The sequence below is a fragment of the Runella sp. CRIBMP genome (assembly GCF_009905605.1).
Classification (GTDB): Bacteria; Bacteroidota; Bacteroidia; order Cytophagales; family Spirosomataceae; genus Runella.
Genome location: NZ_JAAAKZ010000006.1, coordinates 155250 through 174987 on the forward strand (window position 1 = coordinate 155250; position 19738 = coordinate 174987).

Here is a 19738-nt window from a genome sequence, read left to right on the forward strand (position 1 = left end):
TTTTATTCCCCCAACTTCAAGTAAAGCTCTTTGGCTTCGTTGAGCGATTGGAAGATTGCGGTGCGCTCGCTTGAAAGCGTCTGCATCAGCGTAGGTTTACGCCGAAAGAGCCGTATAGCTTGCCATACATGGCTCAGGTGAGTGACCTGGCCCCAGTACCACAAAACAAAGAAACCACTGAGGGGCAGACAAACCGCCAAGCCTATCGTCAGCTGGGGTTGGTGGAAAATTGCCTGAAATGCCCACAGTTGGAGTCCGTAAAAGAGGGGAAATGTGAAGATTCCAAGGGTCATCATAAGTGGGGCGCGGTAGGAGATGTCTGAAGAAATCAAACGGGCAATTTTGGAAGGTAAAATGTACGGTAGATAGTTAAAAAATAGACCGAATAGGTACACTGGAAGGCCTAAAATCAATAAAATTACCGTGCTCCTAAGATGACGGCTGAGGTGCTTGGTTTGGGTGAAAATTTCATCTGAAAGACGGAGCTTGTGTAGCGTATCCAAATAGTTGGACATTTTGACTTGCATAGACATAAAGAGGGTCGGGCGGTGGTGCTCAAAATACCTTACGGCCGTCACAATTTGCTTAATGAGGTCAAACTCGTCCTTTTGGGCTTTACTGTCCAAAACCAATTCTTCAAAGAGTTGATTCTTGTATAAAATTTCGACTTGTTTGACCAGCGTATCTTCTTCTTCATCCTCGGTAATGATGACCGTTTCGGCCATGCGCTGTTGAATTAAGTCCGTTAGTTCTTCAACGGTTTCAAAGGATTCTGGATTGTATTTTTCTTTAAAATCAGCGAGGGCTATCGGGTGGCCAACGTTGATAAATACGTCGCTTCTAAAGCGCGTTGGGTCGGAGTAGTTAAGGCCAATCGGTAAAATTTGAAGACCCAGTTGGAAGTTATTATCGTATTCAGCACCCAAGGAAATGCGGGCGGTGCCCGTTTTGAGCTCGCGCAAACGACGCTCAATTTCGCTCGTTCCTTCGGGAAAGATAAGAACCGTTCCCTTGGCTTTTAAGTAATCATAACACCTCTGAAATGTCATTTTATTGAGTTCGGCGGGGGAGAGTAGCACGTCAGAGGTGTCTTTTTTTCGGTACACGGGAATGACGTGAAAATACTTGAAAATGGGTCGGGTCAATCGGTTGAAAATACTGCCGTTGGCAATAAAAGCGACCCGTCGGGGTATCAAAGTAGCCACAATGAGCGGGTCCATAAAAGTATTGGGGTGGTTGACCGCCAGAATCAAAGGGCCTTTGGCTTTCCGCAGTTTTTCGAGTCCGTGAACCTGAAACCGCCGAAAAAAGAGGCGAAGCGTAACCGTAAAAATAAACTTTAGCAAGGAGTAAAAGAGCATGATAATCCTCAGGGTCAGATTTGGCTCAAATTAGGAAATTTCGTTTAACTTTGTAAAAACTGATTATTTTATGGTTGCATTACTTTCGCCCGAAACCACGTACAGCATCGAAGAATACTTCGAACTGGAGGCGCAATCATTGGAAAAATTGGAATATTTTGACGGAAAAATCACTAAAATGCCTGGCGCTTCTTACGTTCATAACCGCATAGCTACCAATGTATTGATTGCATTAGGTAATGCACTTCAAGACTCCCATTTTGAAGTTAGCAACAGTGATACCAAAATCCATATTCCAACCATTGAGAGCTTTGTGTATCCAGATGCCGTGGTGATTTGTGAAAAACCGTTGTTTTATCAAAATCGAGTAGATACCATCCTGAACCCATTGCTGATTGTGGAGGTTCTTTCGCCCTCTACGGAAGAGTATGACAGGGGCGAAAAATTCTATTTATACCGTTCGCTACCCTCATTTAAAGAATACGTGGTAGTTCATCAAAAACACGCCTTGGTTTCTGCTTACTTCCGATTGAATGAAAAAGATTGGCGTACCGAAGATGTGTCCAGTCTTTCAGAAACAATTCATTTACAATCAATTAATGTAACGCTGAAGCTCTCAGATCTTTATCGGGGAATTGATTTGTCGGCCCGATAAAGATTAATCAATGCCCCCCTTTTGTTCTAAATTAACTCCGTATTCCATCCCAAAGCACACTAAATGTCAATTCCCATTCGGCAGATTTAAGGGGCTTTTGGGTATAAACAGACACTTTCGCCAGTTCATTCAGCATTCCGTACACCAACGTAACAAGCAGCTCAGGGTCGGCTTCTTTGATAAGACTTTGGCGTTGACCTTCCACCATCAATTGGTAGAGCGGTTGTTTGGTGATTTCTTTTTGTACGCGGGTTGAGTCCTCTTTATGAAAGTACGGTGAACGAAAATATTGTTCCAAAAACGCGCCGTATTCGGGGTTGTTTATGTTGTCTTCTAGGTAGTTACGGGCTATTTTTTTAATTTTAATTTTGAGCGGGTCGGTCTCTAAAATTTGAGGGGCTAAATCATTGATACTGACGTGCATCAAGTAATGGTATAGCTCAAAAATAAGTTGATTTTTATCTTCAAAATAAATATAAACGGTTCCTGTGGCTACGCCTGCCTCTTTGGCTAAATCCGACATTTTGAGTCCCGCCAATCCCACCCGAGCCACCATTTTGAGGGCAGTTTTGAGAATGAGCTTCACTTTAGTTTCATCTTTTGTTCTCATGATTTGGGGGCGTTGTACGGAGTTATTTACTTCAGTTTAGGGGTGCAAAAAACTAAACGTACGATTTTGGTAGTAGGGGCGAGTTAGCAGTTTTTCTATGCTTGAAAAAGACTGATAAGGTCCTACCGCTATCAAGGCATTAACGAGCCAAATTGGGAGTTCTCCGCCTGGGTCAACGGCAAAAGTGTAGTCTATCCGTAACCGTTTGCTGTCAATTTCCTGAACTGTCCAAAGCGAATGCCAATGCGGGATTCTAACCACTCCCTTTTTTTGGGGAGCCAACTCGGGGGCATTATTGCCACGGATACGGAGTGTTCGGGTAGGGTGGTCCATATCAAACTCCATACGTATAACCAGACCGCGATTTGACACAGGCCATGTCATTTCGGTCTCGCTGTAATAATAAAACTCTCGGTCGCTGACACGTTTTACCACATAAGCCTCCGCCACCCGATACACGGCGTCTTTGTAGTGGTCGATGTCGGATACAAAAGCCACGAGTTGTGATAATGTAGCGTTGAGTTCACAGATTACTTTTACTTCTTTTAGCTTACTTCCAATGAGGTGGCGTGAGTACACCCGGATTCCGTTTTTGTCTTTTTCCAACTTCCACGTGTTCTGCTCCTGACTTGCGGAAGTAAATGGCAATAGAAGGAGAAATAAATAGAAATAACGGTTTATGTTCCAATTTATAACCATACATAATCGGCAATAAAGCGGCCGTGGCCGTAGGTAGTTTAAGTTACTAATGTTCGGATTTTCTTATTACTTGTCAGGACTTTTTGTCAATTCATAGACCTTTTCGATGTCTAAATCCTTCATTTTGACTACGTCCTGAAACGTGTACGCTACTGGAATATTGGGCATTACACCGCGCCCTTTGTCGTAGCCCGGAAGGTTTAACACAATTTTGTACATCGGAATTCGGACTTTTGCTTTTGTGTTTGGCAGGGTAAGGTAAGGGGAAATGAAGGCGTTGCAACCGTACTGCCCACCGCCAGTTTCGCGGCCAATAACGACTGCCCTTGGGTTATATTCCTGAATGATAGAAGGGAAAATCGCCGCCGCCGAAAACGACCCGCCGTTGGTCAGTAAGTAAACTTTGCCTTTAAAACCGTATTTTTTGTTAACGCGTATTTTTTTTGCGGTGGACCGGTTGCGAATTCGGTCGGAAGAGATTTTTTTAGACCAGAAATTACGCGCTGCAAAGCGCAGCAGTTTGCTGCCGTAATAGCGGTTGAAAGAGGGGCGGCCCCGCACGGCGTCGATGGTATCATAAACCACGAAGGTCGAGTCCAACAGATATGACATTAGGTTGACACTTGCATCGGAGCGGCCGCCGCCGTTGGCGCGTAGGTCAATGACCAAATGTTGAATGTTTTTTTGCTTAAGTGTGCGAAAAGATTTTCGGTAGAACTTGCGATGACCGCCGTCGCGGAAAGTGTTGATGTCCAGAATCGCAACGCTGCTGTCGCGCGTCGATATGTTCAAGGTGCGGCGCTTATCGACTTTGGGTACTTTGGGGCGAGGAATGGGCGTCGTGCTCGGAACGGTGTTGGGTTTAGGCGCACCAACGGGCTTAGGAACGTTCTTTTTGGTGGGTTTGGGAGGAGCCGTAAACGAAATTTTTAGGTTACGTGATTTTCCCAAACTGTCTTTTACCGTCACGGTAAATGTGCTGTTGTTGCCGTACAAATAGCGATAAAATGATCCAAAATTGGTGTTGGCTACAGAAATTTTAAAGGATTGGTTATAGCCATCCGATGGAATTAAATCCCACATTTCTTTCATTATTTTTTCGATGGGTCGGCCATCCATGCGGGTGATTTCGCCGCCCACGGCAAGGGTAGAATCTTTGGTACGGTTTTGTGTGATACGGAGTTGATTATCAGCCCAAAAAACCGAAAGTGGAAATTCTTTGGGTTTGTTTTTTTTGATATATTTTGTATATTGTTTTGATGGATAAATGTCGGTATGACCGCAGCGGATGTAAGAAAAAATGGGATTGACCGTACGCCTAAATTCGCGCTCGGTCATGGGGTGGGTCAGTTGCTGAGCGGTTTTGTTAAAAATCCACTGAATGGTATCGGGCGAAGAATATCGATAAATTCCTGGATGAGACTCCAGCAACGCTCGTTGCATGAGGTTGAAATCCTCCTGAATTTGTTGCACCGAATACGTTTGTTTGGGGTTAAACGTGGAGCTACAGGCGGTAAAAAGGCAAAGACAGATACAACTTGCGAAAATAGAAAATTTCATCGGGTGGTGCATTTCGTTTTGCGTTGCCAGAAAAATGATTCTTGACAGCGTAAAACCTTAATTTTTACAAAAAAATACATAAATTGCCTTAAAACAAAAACCAGCCACAAGGTGTTTTTTGGTTAATTCACTATCGAAACGATTCAATTAACTTAATCAATACATTTACGATTATGGCACGCCCGAATCTTGACCTTATTGCGGCGCTTCGTCGTACGGCCCGAAAAATCGAAAAAGGTTCACCTTATCAATGGGGCCACATGGGAAGCTGCAATTGCGGAAACTTAGCGCAGGAACTTACCCGCCTGACCAAAGCCGAAATTCATGCCCATGCCCTTGCCAACGGGCGCGGAGATTGGAATGAGCAGCTCAATGACTATTGCCCAACGAGTGGTTTGCCCATGGATTTGCTCATCGGCGAAATGATGGAGGCAGGCCTCGACCCCGACGATTTGAAGCAATTAGAACGGCTGTCGGATGTACGCATTTTGCAACGCCTGCCCGCCGAGAAACGCTACTTGCGCCATAATTTTCGGGATGATGTGGTGCTCTACATCAGCGAATGGGCCAATATGCTCGAAGAACAATTGTTGGCTCCAATTAAGCTCCCTCACTTTGAATGGAGCGAGCAAACTGTACTTTCTTAGTAATTTGGTGTTTTTGTTGCTCTGTATAAAATAGTATCAATCAGGCGCTTATGTGATGTAAGCGCCTATTTTTGTGTAAATAAAATTGAGGCCGGCATAACTTTTTAGTCTGTTATTGAACCCGCACCAGTAATAACTAAAATCTGATTATGACGCGAAAATGGACGATATGGATACTCATTATTGGCGGTGTAGCCTTGCTCACGGTGGCGATGGTTTTAGTGGCCGAACGCTATTACCTACGGCCTTTATTGGTCAAAACACTCAAAAAGTCAGTTTCTGAAACCTCGGATGGAATGTACCGAATTGAGTTTGAGAAACTGCTCTACAAACCATTTTCGGGCAAAGCTGAACTAACGCGCATAAAACTGATTCCTGATACGCTTTTGTATCGAAAGCGGATTGAGAATAGCAACACATCCAATTTTATCTACGCTACCGACATTGAAGAAATCCTGCTCACCAATATTGGCTTGTTTAAACTGGTTTTGGAACGAAAACTGGAAATTGACCTCATCAGAATCAACCGACCTACGGTCGAAATTACACAGCGGAAGCAGAGCAAAACACCTTCAAATACAGAATCGTCGCCATATAAAGTTATTTCAAAATTTGTAAAATCTTTCCGGGTCAAAAAAGTGGAGTTCAATCAGATGAAGTTTGCTTTTGCGGATAAAACCAAACAAAAACCCGAACGGATTGTATTGGACAAACTGGACATAGACATCACAGACTTTTTGATTGATTCGCTTTCTTATCTTGATACCACCCGTTTTTATTATTCCAAAAATACGTCCTTCAAATTATCAAACCTCTACTTTCCTTCCATCGGTTCATTGCACGATTTTAGGCTAGATACGATTTCTTTTTCGTCCGAAAAAAAAGAAATTCAAGTCAAAGGAATTCATTATATGCCCAAATTCGAGGGGCGTCAGTACACCACCCGGGCCAATGGCAATGACCGTATTGCGTTTGTTTTTGAAGATATATTGGTACAGCAGGTGGACTTGAAGGCCTTGATTTTTGATAAAAAACTGATGGCGGAACGGGCGTTTATTCAACGCGGAAACATTGCTATTTTTAGCGATGGCAACCCTTCTACGTCTTCTAAAATAGGAAAATATCCCCAACAGATGTTCCGAGAGTTGCCCTTTAAAATGAACATAGACACGGTGCACGTCGAAAATTTTGTGGTCTCTTATGCCGAGTATAGCCCCGAAACGAATAGCAATGGTGGCGTAAATTTTAGGTTGGTCAAAGGCGATTTAGTCAACGTGACCAATGATACGCTTTCGTTGCTCAGAAATCCTGTTTGCGAGGCGCGCATAAACGGTCTTTTTATGGGGAAGGCCTTGTTTACCGCCGATTTTACGTTCAATATTGCCTCCAAAAGTGGTGAATTTACCTGTAAAGGGGTAGTAGGTGCCATGGATTTGCGGAACCTTAATCCTGTGATAGAGGCACTGGCGATGACAAAGATTGAATCGGGCCAAGTCCAGCGTTTTACTTTTGAGGTGAAAGGCAATGAATACAATGTAGCAGGAAAAGGAACTTTAATTTATCACGATTTGAAAGTTGTTTTTCTTAAACAAGACAGTGATGGCCACTCCCAAAAGAGAAAATTTATATCGGGAATGGCCAACCGACTTTTTATTCAGAATGACAACCCGTTGCCCAACGAACTCCCAAGAACTGGGCAAATTGTGTACAAACGTGAGCCCACCAAGTCGTATTTTGCTACGCTTTGGCGCAGTCTCCAGCAGTCAATTGGGAAGTGTGTTTTGGAAAGAAGAGGCTTGAAACAACTAAAAAAAATGGGCCGCAAATAGCCAGCCCATTTTTTTTAATATGATTTGTATGCTTCGTAGCTACTTCTTTCCCAACGAAATAAGGTTGGCAAACAACCGATACGCACCCGATACCCCGCCCGGAAGCTCGCGGAAAAACACCAAGCCGGTATACACAAAATGGCCTTTTCCGTAGGGCGCATAAATAAGGCTACCCTCTTTGGCGGCCTCGTTGGTATCGTTGGCCGAGAAAAGGGGCGTGTAGTTTTTGTCCCATTCTACGGCAAAATAAATACCGCGCTCCTGAATCCATCCTTCAAAGTCTTTCGACGTAATTTTGTTGGGGGTATTCAAGATAGGATGTGTGGGTTGTAAAATCCGCATTTCGGCGTCTTCTTCTGTGACCCGGTCACGGCCTACTTTGAAAGGATATGGGCCTATTTCTTTGACTTTGAGTGTATTGCCGAAGCCGCCCGCCGTTACGTATTGTACCACCATCGTACCGCCGTTTTTGACATACTCCATTAATTTTTCCTGAAAATACTTGATGCGCTCTTCGGTGTTATAGGCCCTGACGCCCACCACGATGGCGTCATAGACCGCAAGATTTTTGCTGAGGGCAGCTTCATCAAGCAAGGTTACGTTGCAGCCCATTTGACGCAAGGCTGCGGGTACTTCGTCGCCCGCACCCGCAATGTACCCTATGGTCTTTGCTTTGTTTTTGATGTCGAGCTTTACCAAGGCGGTGGTGGCCATCGGGAAAATCGTCTGCGTCGGAATGTGTTTGTATTCAACCGATTTGAGGCTATAAGGACTTTCTCCGTTTTCGGTTTTTGCAATTACTTTCAGTTTGACTTCACTCTGCTGGGCGGAGGGGAAAATCTTGACGCTGACGGTTTGTTCCTGGTATTTTTCGGGCAAATCAAACGGAATTTGGGCCGGCTCCACGCGCCAGCCAGCGGGTACGTCAAACGTCAACATACCTTTTACGTTGGTCCGGTGGGCTTTTACCACAATGTCCACCATTTTGGGTTGATTGTCGGCAAAAACGTACACTTTTTCGCTCACGTTGGCCGTCACTTCGGGCCGAATCTCAAACGGGCGGTAGACTTCACCATCCACGGGGTCGGTTGATTTATACACCCAAGGTTTGGTAAAGATAAATGATTGACCATCAATGAGGAATGTAAACGATGTTTGTAACGAAGGTACGTTTTCGGGTGTGCTTAATTTGGATTGGTCGTCAATCTGGAAAGCACCATTTTTAATCGGTTTTTCTAACCAATACGGCTGACTGATTTTTATTGTTTTAGGAACCTCCGCGCTGAAAGTAAAGGTTGAAAGTTCATTGTTTTTCAATTCCAATGACAATGTAGAATCTTTTTGAGCACCCCAAAATTGCACGCGGGTAAGTTTGAGCGGGTAATCGGCGCGTTTTACCACGCTTACCCGCACCGCCGCGCGGTCGCCTTGGGCTACGGCGTAGTCGACAGGGTTGGTTTCAAACCAAAGCCCTAGGCAGTTTTGAAGCAATACTTCAATTTCGGCTTTCTTTTGCTGAACGTATTTATTTTGGGCGTCTAGTTTTCCTAATTCCTGATAAATTTTGACCAAAACTGGTACCGACGAGGCGGGATAATTGACGTTGTAATTGCGAATGGCTTGGTCTACCAGCTGTGCTACCTGCTCGCTTCCTTTGACGCGGTTCCATGACATATCGACGCCATCAAACAGGTCTTTTTCGGCGGGTACGCCGTCTTTATGCATCATAAAATCAATGCGCGCGTTGCGGTTAGCCCCCGAGCCAAACCCTTGACTTTTGTGTGAACTACGGCTTTCGGCGGCGATTTCGGCGTGTGATTTTCCGAGGTAGGGGCTGTAGCCGCCAATGTCGATGGTGATAAAACTTCCTTTATCGGTGGGTTTTTGGTTAGAAAAACCCGGTGAAAAAGTATTCCAAACCACCCGCTTGGGTTGCCACGTTTGTACTTCTTTGAGCTGTTCTGGAAATTTGGTGGGGTCGCCTGCCATATTGAAGGCTAATTCTGCTAAAAATGCCGACGAATTGTGGTGGCCGTGTCCTGCCCGTGCATCTGGCGGAAAGCGCGTAATGAGTACATCTGGTTGGTTTTTACGGATGTGATACACTACGTCGGACAAAATGTTGTTTTCGCCCCAAAATTTGAGCGTTTCTTCGCGGGTTTTGGAGAAGCCGAAGTCATAAGCTCTCGAAAAAAGCTGCTCAGCTCCGTCGATGCGCCGGGCGGCCAGCAACTCCTGCGTACGGATGATGCCGATGTATTCGCCCTGCTCAGGCCCGATGAGATTTTGACCGCCGTCGCCGCGCGTGAGGGCGAGGTACTGGGTCTTAACGAGTCGTTCTTTGGATAAATACGTTAGGAGTAAGGTGTTTTCGTCGTCGGGGTGAGCGGCGATGTGCATGGCGCTACCCAATACGTTTAATTTTTTAAGATTAAGGAGAATTTCGCTGGAGGTTAATGGTTTTACCTGGGCGTGGATGTTAAGGGTGGAAAGTAATAAAAGGAGAAAGAAAAAGGTGTAAGACGTAAATTTTCTCATAGTTTGGCAAATTTGCAAGTGATTTGACAAAGCTACAAAAACCGTCGAAAATGAATACATCATTGGGTTTGCCTTTTCTTTTTTAGACCTGAATTTTTTTCTGGGACTCCATCGCACCTGTGACGGGCAGCGTTAGTAACGAAGCCTTTCTTAAAAATGGTGCGCCTATGCCCCAAACAATCGTAAAGCTGGAAAATTGTTAGTTTTTTGAAGATACAGAGCAGAAAATTTGGCTGTTTGTGTCACTGCCTTAACAACCAATTTTCCATAAATAGGCATAAAAATACGTGGAAATGCAATTTCTCAACCCTTTTTTTTACCTTTAATGCACATAAAAGAACCTCAACATGAATCAGGTAAAAAAATTAATCAGCGAAGTATTGGCGGCGCGCAATCGTTACCTTGACACTGTTAGGCAACTTTCTGAAGCGCAAGCTCAATGGAAACCTTCTCCTGATGTTTGGAATGTGGTGGACAACACGGAGCATTTGTATTGGGCCGAGCATGGCGGCATACTCGGGATGTGGAAAGTACTTCAGGCCGCCCGCGAAGGCAAAAAAATCTGGGAGGGGGAGATGATTCACAAAGGACTGTCGATTGAAGAAATTGTGGAAAAAACCTGGAAGCCAAAAGAAATTGCCCCTGCGATAGCCGCTCCACGGTTGGGTGGCCCGATTGGTTTTTGGGCGGCTTCGTTGGAAAGCCTGCAAGTGGAACTAAACGCTTTGGGCCATGAACTGCATGACGATGAGTTGGAATCACTGATTCACCCGCATCCTATCTCTGGTCCGATTGATATTCGTCAACGTTTTGAATTTTTGCGGTTTCACATTGATCGACATCTCAATCAGGTTGAGGAACTCAAAAACAACATGCCTGACTGAGCCTTTGATTTAATAGTTATCTAACGTTTATTTGTTTATCGCACCGTTTATGGAATTTGTGCCTCATTTACTTTTAGTTGAAGACGAAACAAAAGTGGCCGCATTTATAAAAAAAGGCTTGGAAAGACAGGGGTTTACGGTCGAAATTGCCGAAGATGGGAGAGAGGGGCAGCGCCTTTTTGACGAGCGCACGTTTGACCTCATCATTTTGGACGTGAATTTACCTTTTATGGATGGGGTAGAATTGGCCGCTTATATCCGTACCAAAAATGCCCAAATCCCGCTTTTGATGCTTACTGCGCTAGATACCACCGCCGACAAACTGGCTGGTTTTGATGCGGGAGTTGATGATTATCTGGTAAAACCATTTGATTTTATGGAGTTGGTGGCTCGTTTGAAGGCTCTGCTTAAACGAGCCGTAAAAACAATTGAGCAGACCAATGTGCTGCGCGTGGCAGACTTAGAATTAGATCTGGACCAAAAACTGGCTCGGCGGGGCGGACAAACCATTGACTTGACGGCCAAGGAGTTTGCATTGTTAGAATACCTGATGCGCAATCGTGGAAGGGTGGTTTCAAAAGTGGATATTGCCGAAAAAGTATGGGACATTGATTTTGACACGGGCACCAATTTTATTGAGGTCTATATTAATTATTTGCGAAAAAAAATCGACAAAGATACCGCTAACAAGCTCATCCATACGGTAGTTGGGATGGGCTATACACTCAAGGAAAAATGACGATTCGCACCCGATTAACGCTGCTTTTTACGGCGGTCGTTTCGATTTTATTACTGTTGTTTTGCATCGTTATTTATTTGCTCGCAGAGCGGCACCGTAAAGCGCAATTCTACGAACAACTGAAAGCCGAGGCCAATACCAACGTAGAGTTGCTTTTTGGAAAAGAAACGTTCAGTCCAGAGCTTTATAAGTGGCTCGATAAGAATCATTTAACGGTTCTCAACGAAGAAGAAATTATTATCTACAATTACCGCGATTCACTCGTGTATGAAAGCGGTACCGATTACTTGAAAGTCGATAAGACAATCCTGAATCAAGTACGCCTTGAGAAGGAATTCCGTTGGGATGAAGGGAAAAGAGAGGTGGTAGGTGTCTTGTTTGCGGATGAATATAACCGTTTTGTGGTCTTTGCCTCGGCAGTTGATAAATATGGCCACAGCGAAGTTAGCAACTTGCTTTTGGTGATGGGAGTAGGGTGGTTTATTTCTGGCTTTATTGTCTTTTTGGTGGGGTGGTTTTATGCATACCGCGCTTTATTGCCGCTCAAAAAACTAATTGGTCGGGTAGATGCGATTACGGCCTCACGTCTGGATTTGCGGGTAGATGTTGGAAATACGCCCGATGAAATCGGTCAATTGGCCGAACGCTTCAACCAGATGCTCGACCGATTGGAAGAAGCGTTTCAATTGCAGCGGGCGTTTGTCTCCAATGCTTCGCACGAGCTCCGAACCCCGCTTACGGCCATTACAGGCCAGATTGAGGTAGCGTTGATGGACGATAACCCGCAGGAATGGCACGATACGCTCCGCTCCGTACTTGACGACGCTCGTCAGCTGAACCGACTCTCAAACGGATTGTTGTCGCTAGCGAAGGTCAGCATGGAAGAGTCGGCCGTTAAATTGTCGGAGGTTTACCTTGACGAAATCTTTTGGCAGGTTCGTAGTGAGTTGCTTAGGGCCTATCCAGGGTATATAATTAAAGTAAATTTGGCGAATTTCTCTAAAGACACTACTCATTTCAATGTGTTGGGCAATGAGGCCCTTCTTCAAATTGCGCTCACCAACTTGTTGGAAAACGGGGCTAAATTCTCCCCAGACAACACGGTTGAGGTTAGGTTCAACAAGTTACCGAGCGCTTTTGAAATCCATTTTCATAACGATGGGCCAGCCATACCTAAGGAGGAATTACCGCTTATCTTTAAACCTTTCCGACGTGGTTCAAACGCACGCAACATCGCTGGGCATGGTATTGGGCTTTCATTGACCGCCCGAATCATTAAATTACACCACGGTAGCCTATCGGTAGAATCGGGTCCTGAGATTGGTACTACTTTTGTGATTACGCTTCCCCAAAAATCCTAATGCTTTTCTAATATTCTTCTAAGTTTCTTCCAAGGTAGCGGTATTAGTTTTGCCTACTTAAAATGGGACAAAATTATGACGCGCTACAAACTAGATTATTTTTCGACCCCCAATCCTCAAGCCACGGTGCGCAAGCGCAGTCGTCGATGGGCGTCTACGTTTGTGGGGGGGATTGTCGTTTTGGCCTTTACTATGTTATTTTTTGGTGGTTTGGGCACGGCCTTTCGATACCGTGGACAACACCAAAGCCTCAGGCAGCAGCACGACGCGCTTCGGTTGCGTTATGATTCGCTCTATGCGGCTAAACTGCAAACAGATCGGCAATTGAACGAGCTTCGAAAACAAATTCAACTCCTTCAATACAAATCGCAGGAGAAACCATAGTTTTCTAAGGAACTTCTAATACGGTTATAATATTCGTCTAATACTAAGATAACAATTTTGTGCTGTCAAAACAAGACAATTGACGGCGTGAAAACACTAGGCAAAGACTTGGTTTTGATTCCCCTTTTCATTAACAGTTAAACCTATGACAACCATGAAACGCGTAATGAATGCCCTTGCCTTTTTAGCCATAATCCTTTTTTTTAGTAGTTGTACAGTTGTACGCCAGGGTGAAGTAGGCGTAAAACGAACCCTCGGAAAAATCAGACCTGAGCCACTCCGAGAAGGCGTAAAAGTGTTTAATCCGTTCGTGACTCGCATTATAAAAATGCCTACCCGAACCACAAATATCGAAGTACGGTTGCCTTTGCCCTCTAAAGAAGGTCTTACGGTGCAGTCAGATGTGTCTATTTTATACCGAGTGGTGGGCGATCAGGCCCCGCAGATAGTCGAAAATTTGGGCAAGAACTATGATCAAGTGGTGATACTTCCCGTTTTTCGTTCGGCAGTGGCCGATGTATCGGCTCGCTATTTTGCCAAAGATATGCATACAGGCCAACGCACTGCCATTGAGAACTCGATTCGAGAGCAAATGATGTCACAGCTCAAAGACCGTGGATTTATTGTTGAATCCGTATTGCTGAAAAGTATCGTTTTACCATCAGGATTGACTAAAGCAATCGAAGAAAAACTGGAAGCAGAGCAGGACTCACAACGTATGCAGTTTGTGCTCGATAAAGAACGTCAGGAGGCCCAGCGCCGAATCATTGAAGCCACAGGGGTTCGCGATGCCCAGAAAATAATAAATGAAGGATTGACGCCGATGCTCATTCAATTTAAGTCGATTGAGGCATTCAATAAACTGGCGGCTTCCTCAAACAGTAAAGTGATCATTACGGGTGGCGGTGCCCCTCTTTTGATCTCACCAGATAAGGTAGAGTAGTAATGGCTGTAGTGAACGTTAGACAGGATAAATAATTGGTTTGTCCTGTCTTTTTTTTACAAAAAATAAAAACTCTTGTTTGTCAATATTTTAACCAGTTTTTTAAAATGAAACCCTTCATCCCTAATTTATATATCGGTTTAGGCAGTGCCGTGTATGCGCTCATAAAAGTTGATGGACAATTACATGAACTCGAATCTCTAAAAGCCCGCAATGTATTGATCGAAGAGCCGCATGGGGAGTTGGCTATGCAATCTTTTCAGCTGCGGGAACATTATCAAACGCCCGTAGAGGAAGCCTACAATTTTGCCATGCGCTGCTTTGCATCGCACAGCAAAGACCTTGATGACTCCACTCGCGAATATTTTATTAAGATAATGACCGATATAGCACAAGCTGACGAGAGAGTGTCGGGAAAAGAAACAGAATTTATTCGCCGTTTCAGGCGTGATATTCGCAAAGTTTGAAAAAAACTATTGCTAGGAAGGTGAAGTGTTTCTAAATAGTTTATCTGGCCATAATGCTACTGAATTGATAGGTGATTTTGTGGCACTTACCTTCGTTTTTGCCCAGGAGGGGCCAACCAATGCACTTAACCAACCAAAAATGAAAATTCAATTTTTACTGTACAGTTTAACCGTTCTTTTAACGGTCGGTGTACAAAGCAGGGCTATGGGCCAGTCGTCAGAAGCTTTACTGATCGATAAAGAGTACAACCAATGGGAAGAAGCCTTGAAAGCCCCGGAAAAAGTCTATCGCCTTAATTTGAGCAATCAGGATATCACTGACTTCCAACGCGAGTTACCTAAGTTCATTAATTTGCGTTACCTGAGTTTACGTAATGACAAATTGAACGGGGTCCCAATCGAAATTTTTAAGCTGCAAAATTTGAGGGTATTGGATCTTGGAGGGAATACGTTCAGGGAATTGCCATCGGAATTTTCTCAACTGCAAAATTTGGAAGAGCTATACCTCGACAACGATAAGAACCTTGATTTGCCAAAAAATATCAATGTATTGCGTAAGCTTCCAAGGCTAAAAATTCTTCACTTAGAGAACGACGGTATTCAAAAATTACCCCGAAACATTAGAAAGTTAAGCCAACTAGAACAGTTGTATTTGGCAAATAATCAGTTGCGGGATATTCCCATAGAAATTAAAGGGCTTAAAAAATTGAAGTATCTGGAGCTAAATCAAAATAATATACCCATTAATGTACCCGTAAACCAAGTATCTGGCCCAGGGCTCAAAATTAAATTTTGACTGAATCGCATTTTACTAAGTGCAGAAAGTAGAATTTGGGCTTCAAAAGTAATGAGGACTCGGATTTCTAAGGCAATTCTAATCTTGGCCTAATATCCCTCTAAGACCAGCGCCGTACTTTTGTAGTGTCAAAAGACAACAACATTAGCTAAGTATTCCAAAACATAATAATTATCATGAAATCGTTCATTCAATCATTTATCGCCTTAATTTTGTTAGGTTCGTCGTCTGTGTTGGCGCAAAATGCATCCATCAACTCGCCGCACAATTACAAGCGACCTGTTTCGCAGAAAGCACCGCAAAGTACATCATCTTTGGTCGTTTCGCCCAATGAGCGTGTCATGCCACTGGAATTAAAAAATAATGTCCAATCGGCACATAATTATAAGCGCCAGGGAAAGATCAATTTTGCGCAGGAGGCAACGGTAGTCATGAGTGTACCGACGATTGGACTCGAACCCCAAAATCCGTTGGTATTACCTAATCACTACAAAAGCCAGGCTAAACCTGCTCAAGTGGATGAAAGGGTAGCTCGTAAAATGCAGAAAACAAATGGGCAGGTAGATAGTTTAAGTAAATAAAACATGCTTCATAAGGGTAAGCCATATGAAAAACCCTTGCAGACCGAGTGTGTAAGGAGCACTGAAAAGCACCATTTCGTTTAGATTAAGAATTGTAGTACTTAGTTCCACTGGGAAAGTTCTCGGTGGAACTTTCTCATTTATGTCAATCCAAATCAAGAATGCCATTATTTCTGGCAGAAATAAATCACTTCGTTGGCTGGCAATGCGAAGCGTTTTACTTCTTCAGGGGAGAGTTCGTTCATGACGAAGCGGTCTTCGGTTACTCTAAAACCTGCTTTTTCAAGGCGTTTGCCATAATCACGCCCAAAAAGACGAAGGTGGTCGTCCTGCCAATAGTGTTTTTCGCGCTCTTTGGGGTCGGTGATGGTCGGATCTTCAAAGGTTTCAGCTCTTGACCAATCTTGTGGTGATTGAATGATGGCCCAGCCGCCGGGTTTGAGCACACGGTGAAGTTCAGACATGGCTTTGATGTCGTCGTCAACGTGTTCCATGACGTGGTTGCAAAAAGTGACATCAAACGTATTGGCTTCAAACGGAATCTGGTGAATGTCCATTTTTACCTTTGCCAAAGGAGACTCAATATCGGCGGTGATATAATCCAGGTTTTTCATCTTCTCAAAGCGATCGATGAAACAATACTCGGGTGCTACATGAAGCAATTTGAGATTGGCTTTAAAAAATGGCGTTTTGCGCTGTAAGTACAAATACATCAAGCGATGGCGTTCTAGTGATAAACAGCTGGGGCAGAGGGCGTTGTCTCTCCCTGAACGGCCATAAGGTAGAAATTTTCTGAATTCGCTGCCGCATACGCTGCATTCGACTCCCTTACCACGGTAAAAAACCGACAGTACTTTGACGCCAAAATGACTGACTAATTGTAAATATTTGCGCGGTACGTGCCGTAACACCCAACTGATGATGTCTTTCATTCGAGAATTTTATGAGATTTTTATTCAACAAGTCCTGCAAAGTTTTTACTTTTCGGGTTAAAAGCAAAACTTAAAGACACCTACCACAAAGATGATTCCGAAAACGTCAAAACCCCCTGGCCAAAAATTGGTAAAACGCATGAACTCGCGAACAAAGTGGCTGCTGTTGGCCCCGACAAGTTTGGTCGTGATTGGGTACGGACTGTGTGTATTTAGTGAGGCAGGGCATTTAAAACATACCAACGCCCCTTTCAGACAATGGTTTTTGATGGGAACGTATAGCTTAATCGTCATCAATGCGGGTATTTCACTGTTTGGTCAAGCCATTATTTTTCGCGTACAATACCAATACCGTCAGGAAGTTCGTCGGAAATTGAAAAAAATGCAAAAGGAGTTTGAAACTGCCCTTAAAAAGAAAAATGCCGCTCAAGGCGGCAAAATTGGTTAGGCTTTGGCGGCAAACTCTGCCTTGATTGCCTCAATGTCAATTTTCTTAATTTCTGGTTTCCACGTGCGGTGCTTAATAAGAGCCTCTTTGTTTTGTGGAATCATTACGTTGCGCTTTGCTTTGCGCAAAAGTTTGGTCACGCCCATTGTAGTATTATCTTTTAATGTTGATTCTAAAATTGAGCCGCAAAAATACGGACTTCTTTCCGAAAAAAATAAACCATGCGCCTATTTTTTTCAAAGAGGATGCTACTTTTGCGGTTTAATAGTACGGAGTGGCTTGTGAATAGTGACTATTACTCAACAACCACGAACTGCTAATCACCAACCACGAACATAATGAGTAAACCTTCTCTGGCCCGTGGAACGCGCGATTTTGGGCCCGCGCAGATGGCCAAGCGTAACTATATCTTTGATACCATTCGCCTTATTTTTCAACGTTATGGGTTTCAGCCTATCGAGACGCCTGCCATTGAAAATCTTTCGGTGTTGATGGGGAAATACGGCGATGAAGGAGACCAACTCCTCTTTAAAATCCTTAATTCGGGCAATTTTGCCGAAGGCCTCACCGAGACCCAATGGCAGGAAGGCTACAAAAAACTTACCCTCAAAGTCTCCGAAAAAGGATTGCGTTATGATTTGACGGTGCCTTTTGCCCGGTTTGTGGTGATGAACCGCAGCGATTTGGTGATGCCCTTTAAGCGCTACCAAATCCAACCCGTATGGCGGGCCGACCGCCCACAGCGGGGACGTTATCGGGAATTTTATCAGTGTGATGCCGACGTCGTTGGGACAGATTCTCTGCTGTGCGAAGCCGAGATTGTGCTGATGATTCATGAAGTATTGCGTGGATTGGGAGTGTTGGATTTTACCGTAAAAATCAACAATCGTAAGATTTTAAGCGGTATCGCCGAAATCATCGGTGCGCCAGGACAGGAAGGACCGATGTGCGTGGCGATTGATAAATTGGATAAAATCGGCAAAGAAAAAGTGGAGCAGGAACTCTTAGAGCGTGGCTTTTCAGCCGAGGCTATTGAGAAATTGCAACCTATTTATGAATTAGCCAATAATCAAACCGCTATCTTCGACAATCTCCGTCAATGGCTGGCTGGCTCCGAAATCGGCTCCAAAGGGGTGGCAGAGCTGGAAGAGGTTTGGACCAAAGTCAAGAACTTCGGCTTGCCGTCTCCTCAACTTCAACTTGACGTGACACTGGCGCGTGGTTTAAGCTACTATACGGGGGCTATTTTTGAAGTAAAGGCCAATGGCGTGCAGATGGGAAGTATCTCAGGTGGCGGCCGCTACGATAACCTGACGGGGACGTTCGGAATGCCGGGCCTTTCGGGCGTAGGGATTTCGTTTGGTGTAGACCGAATTTATGATGTGATGGAAGAATTGAAGCTTTTTCCTGAAAATCAATCTATCACTACTCAAGTGATGATTACGAACTTTGACGCCGACGCCGAAGCCTACGGATTGGGGGTATTGCGCCAATTGCGCGAAGCAGGCGTCAACGCCGAGCTGTATCCTGATGCCTCAAAACTCAAAAAACAATTTGACTACGCCGACCGTAAACGCATTCCGTACGTGTTAATCATCGGCTCAGAAGAAATTCAAACGGGAGTATTATCTCTTAAAAACATGCATTCGGGCGAGCAACAGAAATTGACTTTGGCGGAGATATTGGGTAACTTTGTATAAAACACAGCAGGCATGAGTGCGCAAACCCAAACGTATTATACGCCAGAACAATACCTGGAAATAGAACGCAACGCTGCGTACAAAAGCGAGTATTATCGCGGCGAGATTTTTGCCATGGCGGGGGCGACCACGAGGCACAATGTGGTGTCAGGTAATCTTTCGGCCAATCTGAATATAGCACTTCGCAGAAAGGGGTGCCGTACGATGTCGAGCAACCAGCGTATTTTGACGCGCCATACCGATGGGCTTTACAGTTACCCTGATATTGTTATTGTCTGTGGTAAGCCCCAATTTTCAGACCTTTATAAAGATACGGTCATGAATCCCGTCGTTATCGTGGAAGTACTTTCCAAGAGTACCGAAGGCTACGATCGGGGAGATAAATTTTTATTGTATCGGCAGTTGGAGAGTTTGAAAGAGTATGTTTTGGTGGATTCTAAAAAAATCCACGCTGAAGTATACCGTAAAAACGAAGCGGGGATATGGTTTCTGGCGTCAGAAGCCATTGATATACAGGGAAGTATTTATCTTGAATCCGTTGACGTTACTCTGCCCATGGAAGATGTCTATCTGAATACAGATGATTTGCCTTTGGATTAAAAAA

At 44.3% G+C, this 19738-nt stretch carries 21 protein-coding genes; 14 read left to right on the forward strand and 7 right to left on the reverse strand.

The window, feature by feature from the left end:
- Nucleotides 1–2 precede the first annotated feature (2 nt).
- Nucleotides 3–1361 (reverse strand): lysophospholipid acyltransferase family protein, encoded by a 1359-nt coding sequence (locus tag GVN20_RS17165; protein WP_166559513.1) that lies wholly within the window; start codon nt 1359–1361, stop codon nt 3–5.
- A gap of 70 nt (nt 1362–1431) precedes the next feature.
- On the opposite strand from GVN20_RS17165, the gene GVN20_RS17170 reads away from it, so the two are divergent.
- Complete coding sequence (locus GVN20_RS17170; RefSeq protein WP_166559514.1) at nt 1432–2016, forward strand: Uma2 family endonuclease; 585 nt, start codon at nt 1432–1434, stop codon at nt 2014–2016.
- A gap of 31 nt (nt 2017–2047) precedes the next feature.
- On the opposite strand, the gene GVN20_RS17175 is transcribed toward GVN20_RS17170, so the two are convergent.
- From GVN20_RS17175 to GVN20_RS17185, 3 genes are all read right to left on the reverse strand, one after another.
- The gene (locus tag GVN20_RS17175) at nt 2048–2626 is read right to left on the reverse strand and encodes a TetR/AcrR family transcriptional regulator (protein ID WP_166559515.1); all 579 of its coding nucleotides are present in this window, start codon (nt 2624–2626) and stop codon (nt 2048–2050) included.
- Nucleotides 2627–2662: 36 nt separating this feature from the next.
- Nucleotides 2663–3274: a hypothetical protein gene (locus GVN20_RS17180; protein WP_229599096.1), complete on the reverse strand. Its 612-nt coding sequence runs from the start codon at nt 3272–3274 to the stop codon at nt 2663–2665.
- Nucleotides 3275–3391: 117 nt separating this feature from the next.
- Nucleotides 3392–4885: a S41 family peptidase gene (locus GVN20_RS17185; protein WP_166559517.1), complete on the reverse strand. Its 1494-nt coding sequence runs from the start codon at nt 4883–4885 to the stop codon at nt 3392–3394.
- A 173-nt stretch (nt 4886–5058) separates the two neighbouring features.
- Between GVN20_RS17185 and GVN20_RS17190 the strand changes: the two genes are divergently transcribed.
- Together GVN20_RS17190 and GVN20_RS17195 are read left to right on the forward strand one after the other, a co-directional pair.
- Entirely contained in the window at nt 5059–5532 is a 474-nt protein-coding gene (locus tag GVN20_RS17190) for a hypothetical protein (protein WP_166559518.1), read from the forward strand.
- A 149-nt stretch (nt 5533–5681) separates the two neighbouring features.
- Nucleotides 5682–7361 (forward strand): hypothetical protein, encoded by a 1680-nt coding sequence (locus GVN20_RS17195; protein WP_166559519.1) that lies wholly within the window; start codon nt 5682–5684, stop codon nt 7359–7361.
- Nucleotides 7362–7400: 39 nt separating this feature from the next.
- Here the strand turns inward: GVN20_RS17195 and GVN20_RS17200 are convergent, their stop codons facing one another.
- The gene (locus GVN20_RS17200) at nt 7401–9899 is read right to left on the reverse strand and encodes a PIG-L family deacetylase (RefSeq protein WP_166559520.1); all 2499 of its coding nucleotides are present in this window, start codon (nt 9897–9899) and stop codon (nt 7401–7403) included.
- Nucleotides 9900–10246: 347 nt separating this feature from the next.
- On the opposite strand from GVN20_RS17200, the gene GVN20_RS17205 reads away from it, so the two are divergent.
- The 8 genes from GVN20_RS17205 (at nt 10247) to GVN20_RS17240 (ending at nt 16054) form a co-directional block, all read left to right on the forward strand.
- Nucleotides 10247–10783, forward strand: coding sequence for a DinB family protein (locus GVN20_RS17205; protein WP_166559521.1), 537 nt, complete (start codon nt 10247–10249; stop codon nt 10781–10783).
- A gap of 49 nt (nt 10784–10832) precedes the next feature.
- Nucleotides 10833–11522, forward strand: coding sequence for a response regulator transcription factor (locus GVN20_RS17210; RefSeq protein WP_166559522.1), 690 nt, complete (start codon nt 10833–10835; stop codon nt 11520–11522).
- Complete coding sequence (locus GVN20_RS17215) at nt 11519–12883, forward strand: ATP-binding protein (RefSeq protein ID WP_166559523.1); 1365 nt, start codon at nt 11519–11521, stop codon at nt 12881–12883. Before GVN20_RS17210 ends, GVN20_RS17215 begins: the two co-directional genes overlap by 4 nt.
- A gap of 75 nt (nt 12884–12958) precedes the next feature.
- Nucleotides 12959–13267: a hypothetical protein gene (locus tag GVN20_RS17220; RefSeq protein WP_166559524.1), complete on the forward strand. Its 309-nt coding sequence runs from the start codon at nt 12959–12961 to the stop codon at nt 13265–13267.
- 154 nt (nt 13268–13421) lie between these two features.
- On the forward strand, nt 13422–14210 hold the full coding sequence (locus tag GVN20_RS17225; RefSeq protein WP_166559602.1) for a prohibitin family protein: 789 nt from the start codon (nt 13422–13424) through the stop codon (nt 14208–14210).
- A 107-nt stretch (nt 14211–14317) separates the two neighbouring features.
- Nucleotides 14318–14677, forward strand: coding sequence for a TerB family tellurite resistance protein (locus GVN20_RS17230; protein ID WP_166559525.1), 360 nt, complete (start codon nt 14318–14320; stop codon nt 14675–14677).
- A 139-nt stretch (nt 14678–14816) separates the two neighbouring features.
- A complete protein-coding gene (locus GVN20_RS17235; RefSeq protein WP_166559526.1) occupies nt 14817–15473 on the forward strand; it encodes a leucine-rich repeat domain-containing protein in 657 nt (218 codons plus the stop codon).
- A 176-nt stretch (nt 15474–15649) separates the two neighbouring features.
- Nucleotides 15650–16054 (forward strand): hypothetical protein, encoded by a 405-nt coding sequence (locus tag GVN20_RS17240; protein WP_166559527.1) that lies wholly within the window; start codon nt 15650–15652, stop codon nt 16052–16054.
- 167 nt (nt 16055–16221) lie between these two features.
- Here the strand turns inward: GVN20_RS17240 and GVN20_RS17245 are convergent, their stop codons facing one another.
- Entirely contained in the window at nt 16222–16986 is a 765-nt protein-coding gene (locus tag GVN20_RS17245) for a class I SAM-dependent methyltransferase (RefSeq protein WP_166559528.1), read from the reverse strand.
- Nucleotides 16987–17125: 139 nt separating this feature from the next.
- Between GVN20_RS17245 and GVN20_RS17250 the strand changes: the two genes are divergently transcribed.
- Nucleotides 17126–17434 (forward strand): hypothetical protein, encoded by a 309-nt coding sequence (locus GVN20_RS17250; protein WP_206023298.1) that lies wholly within the window; start codon nt 17126–17128, stop codon nt 17432–17434.
- On the opposite strand, the gene GVN20_RS17255 is transcribed toward GVN20_RS17250, so the two are convergent.
- Nucleotides 17431–17580 carry a hypothetical protein gene (locus GVN20_RS17255; RefSeq protein ID WP_013929369.1) on the reverse strand — a complete coding sequence of 50 codons (150 nt, stop codon included), beginning with the start codon at nt 17578–17580 and terminating at the stop codon, nt 17431–17433. The genes GVN20_RS17250 and GVN20_RS17255 overlap by 4 nt on opposite strands.
- Before the next feature lie 192 nt (nt 17581–17772).
- Between GVN20_RS17255 and hisS the strand changes: the two genes are divergently transcribed.
- A complete protein-coding gene (gene hisS, locus GVN20_RS17260; protein ID WP_166559529.1) occupies nt 17773–19134 on the forward strand; it encodes a histidine--tRNA ligase in 1362 nt (453 codons plus the stop codon).
- Nucleotides 19135–19146: 12 nt separating this feature from the next.
- Nucleotides 19147–19734 (forward strand): Uma2 family endonuclease, encoded by a 588-nt coding sequence (locus tag GVN20_RS17265; protein ID WP_166559530.1) that lies wholly within the window; start codon nt 19147–19149, stop codon nt 19732–19734.
- Nucleotides 19735–19738 lie beyond the last annotated feature (4 nt).

What these genes read in the sequence shown, in the direction of transcription:
- GVN20_RS17170 (WP_166559514.1), top strand. Translation starts at nt 1,432, where the DNA reads ATGGTTGCATTACTTTCGCCCGAAACCACGTACAGCATCGAAGAATAC.
- GVN20_RS17255 (WP_013929369.1), bottom strand. Translation starts at nt 17,580, where the DNA reads ATGGGCGTGACCAAACTTTTGCGCAAAGCAAAGCGCAACGTAATGATT.
- GVN20_RS17220 (WP_166559524.1), top strand. Translation starts at nt 12,959, where the DNA reads ATGACGCGCTACAAACTAGATTATTTTTCGACCCCCAATCCTCAAGCC.
- hisS (WP_166559529.1), top strand. Translation starts at nt 17,773, where the DNA reads ATGAGTAAACCTTCTCTGGCCCGTGGAACGCGCGATTTTGGGCCCGCG.
- GVN20_RS17200 (WP_166559520.1), bottom strand. Translation starts at nt 9,899, where the DNA reads ATGAGAAAATTTACGTCTTACACCTTTTTCTTTCTCCTTTTATTACTT.
- GVN20_RS17175 (WP_166559515.1), bottom strand. Translation starts at nt 2,626, where the DNA reads ATGAGAACAAAAGATGAAACTAAAGTGAAGCTCATTCTCAAAACTGCC.
- GVN20_RS17185 (WP_166559517.1), bottom strand. Translation starts at nt 4,885, where the DNA reads ATGAAATTTTCTATTTTCGCAAGTTGTATCTGTCTTTGCCTTTTTACC.
- GVN20_RS17230 (WP_166559525.1), top strand. Translation starts at nt 14,318, where the DNA reads ATGAAACCCTTCATCCCTAATTTATATATCGGTTTAGGCAGTGCCGTG.
- GVN20_RS17250 (WP_206023298.1), top strand. Translation starts at nt 17,126, where the DNA reads ATGAACTCGCGAACAAAGTGGCTGCTGTTGGCCCCGACAAGTTTGGTC.
- GVN20_RS17190 (WP_166559518.1), top strand. Translation starts at nt 5,059, where the DNA reads ATGGCACGCCCGAATCTTGACCTTATTGCGGCGCTTCGTCGTACGGCC.
- GVN20_RS17265 (WP_166559530.1), top strand. Translation starts at nt 19,147, where the DNA reads ATGAGTGCGCAAACCCAAACGTATTATACGCCAGAACAATACCTGGAA.
- GVN20_RS17210 (WP_166559522.1), top strand. Translation starts at nt 10,833, where the DNA reads ATGGAATTTGTGCCTCATTTACTTTTAGTTGAAGACGAAACAAAAGTG.
- GVN20_RS17195 (WP_166559519.1), top strand. Translation starts at nt 5,682, where the DNA reads ATGACGCGAAAATGGACGATATGGATACTCATTATTGGCGGTGTAGCC.
- GVN20_RS17240 (WP_166559527.1), top strand. Translation starts at nt 15,650, where the DNA reads ATGAAATCGTTCATTCAATCATTTATCGCCTTAATTTTGTTAGGTTCG.
- GVN20_RS17165 (WP_166559513.1), bottom strand. Translation starts at nt 1,361, where the DNA reads ATGCTCTTTTACTCCTTGCTAAAGTTTATTTTTACGGTTACGCTTCGC.
- GVN20_RS17245 (WP_166559528.1), bottom strand. Translation starts at nt 16,986, where the DNA reads ATGAAAGACATCATCAGTTGGGTGTTACGGCACGTACCGCGCAAATAT.
- GVN20_RS17205 (WP_166559521.1), top strand. Translation starts at nt 10,247, where the DNA reads ATGAATCAGGTAAAAAAATTAATCAGCGAAGTATTGGCGGCGCGCAAT.
- GVN20_RS17215 (WP_166559523.1), top strand. Translation starts at nt 11,519, where the DNA reads ATGACGATTCGCACCCGATTAACGCTGCTTTTTACGGCGGTCGTTTCG.
- GVN20_RS17225 (WP_166559602.1), top strand. Translation starts at nt 13,422, where the DNA reads ATGAAACGCGTAATGAATGCCCTTGCCTTTTTAGCCATAATCCTTTTT.
- GVN20_RS17235 (WP_166559526.1), top strand. Translation starts at nt 14,817, where the DNA reads ATGAAAATTCAATTTTTACTGTACAGTTTAACCGTTCTTTTAACGGTC.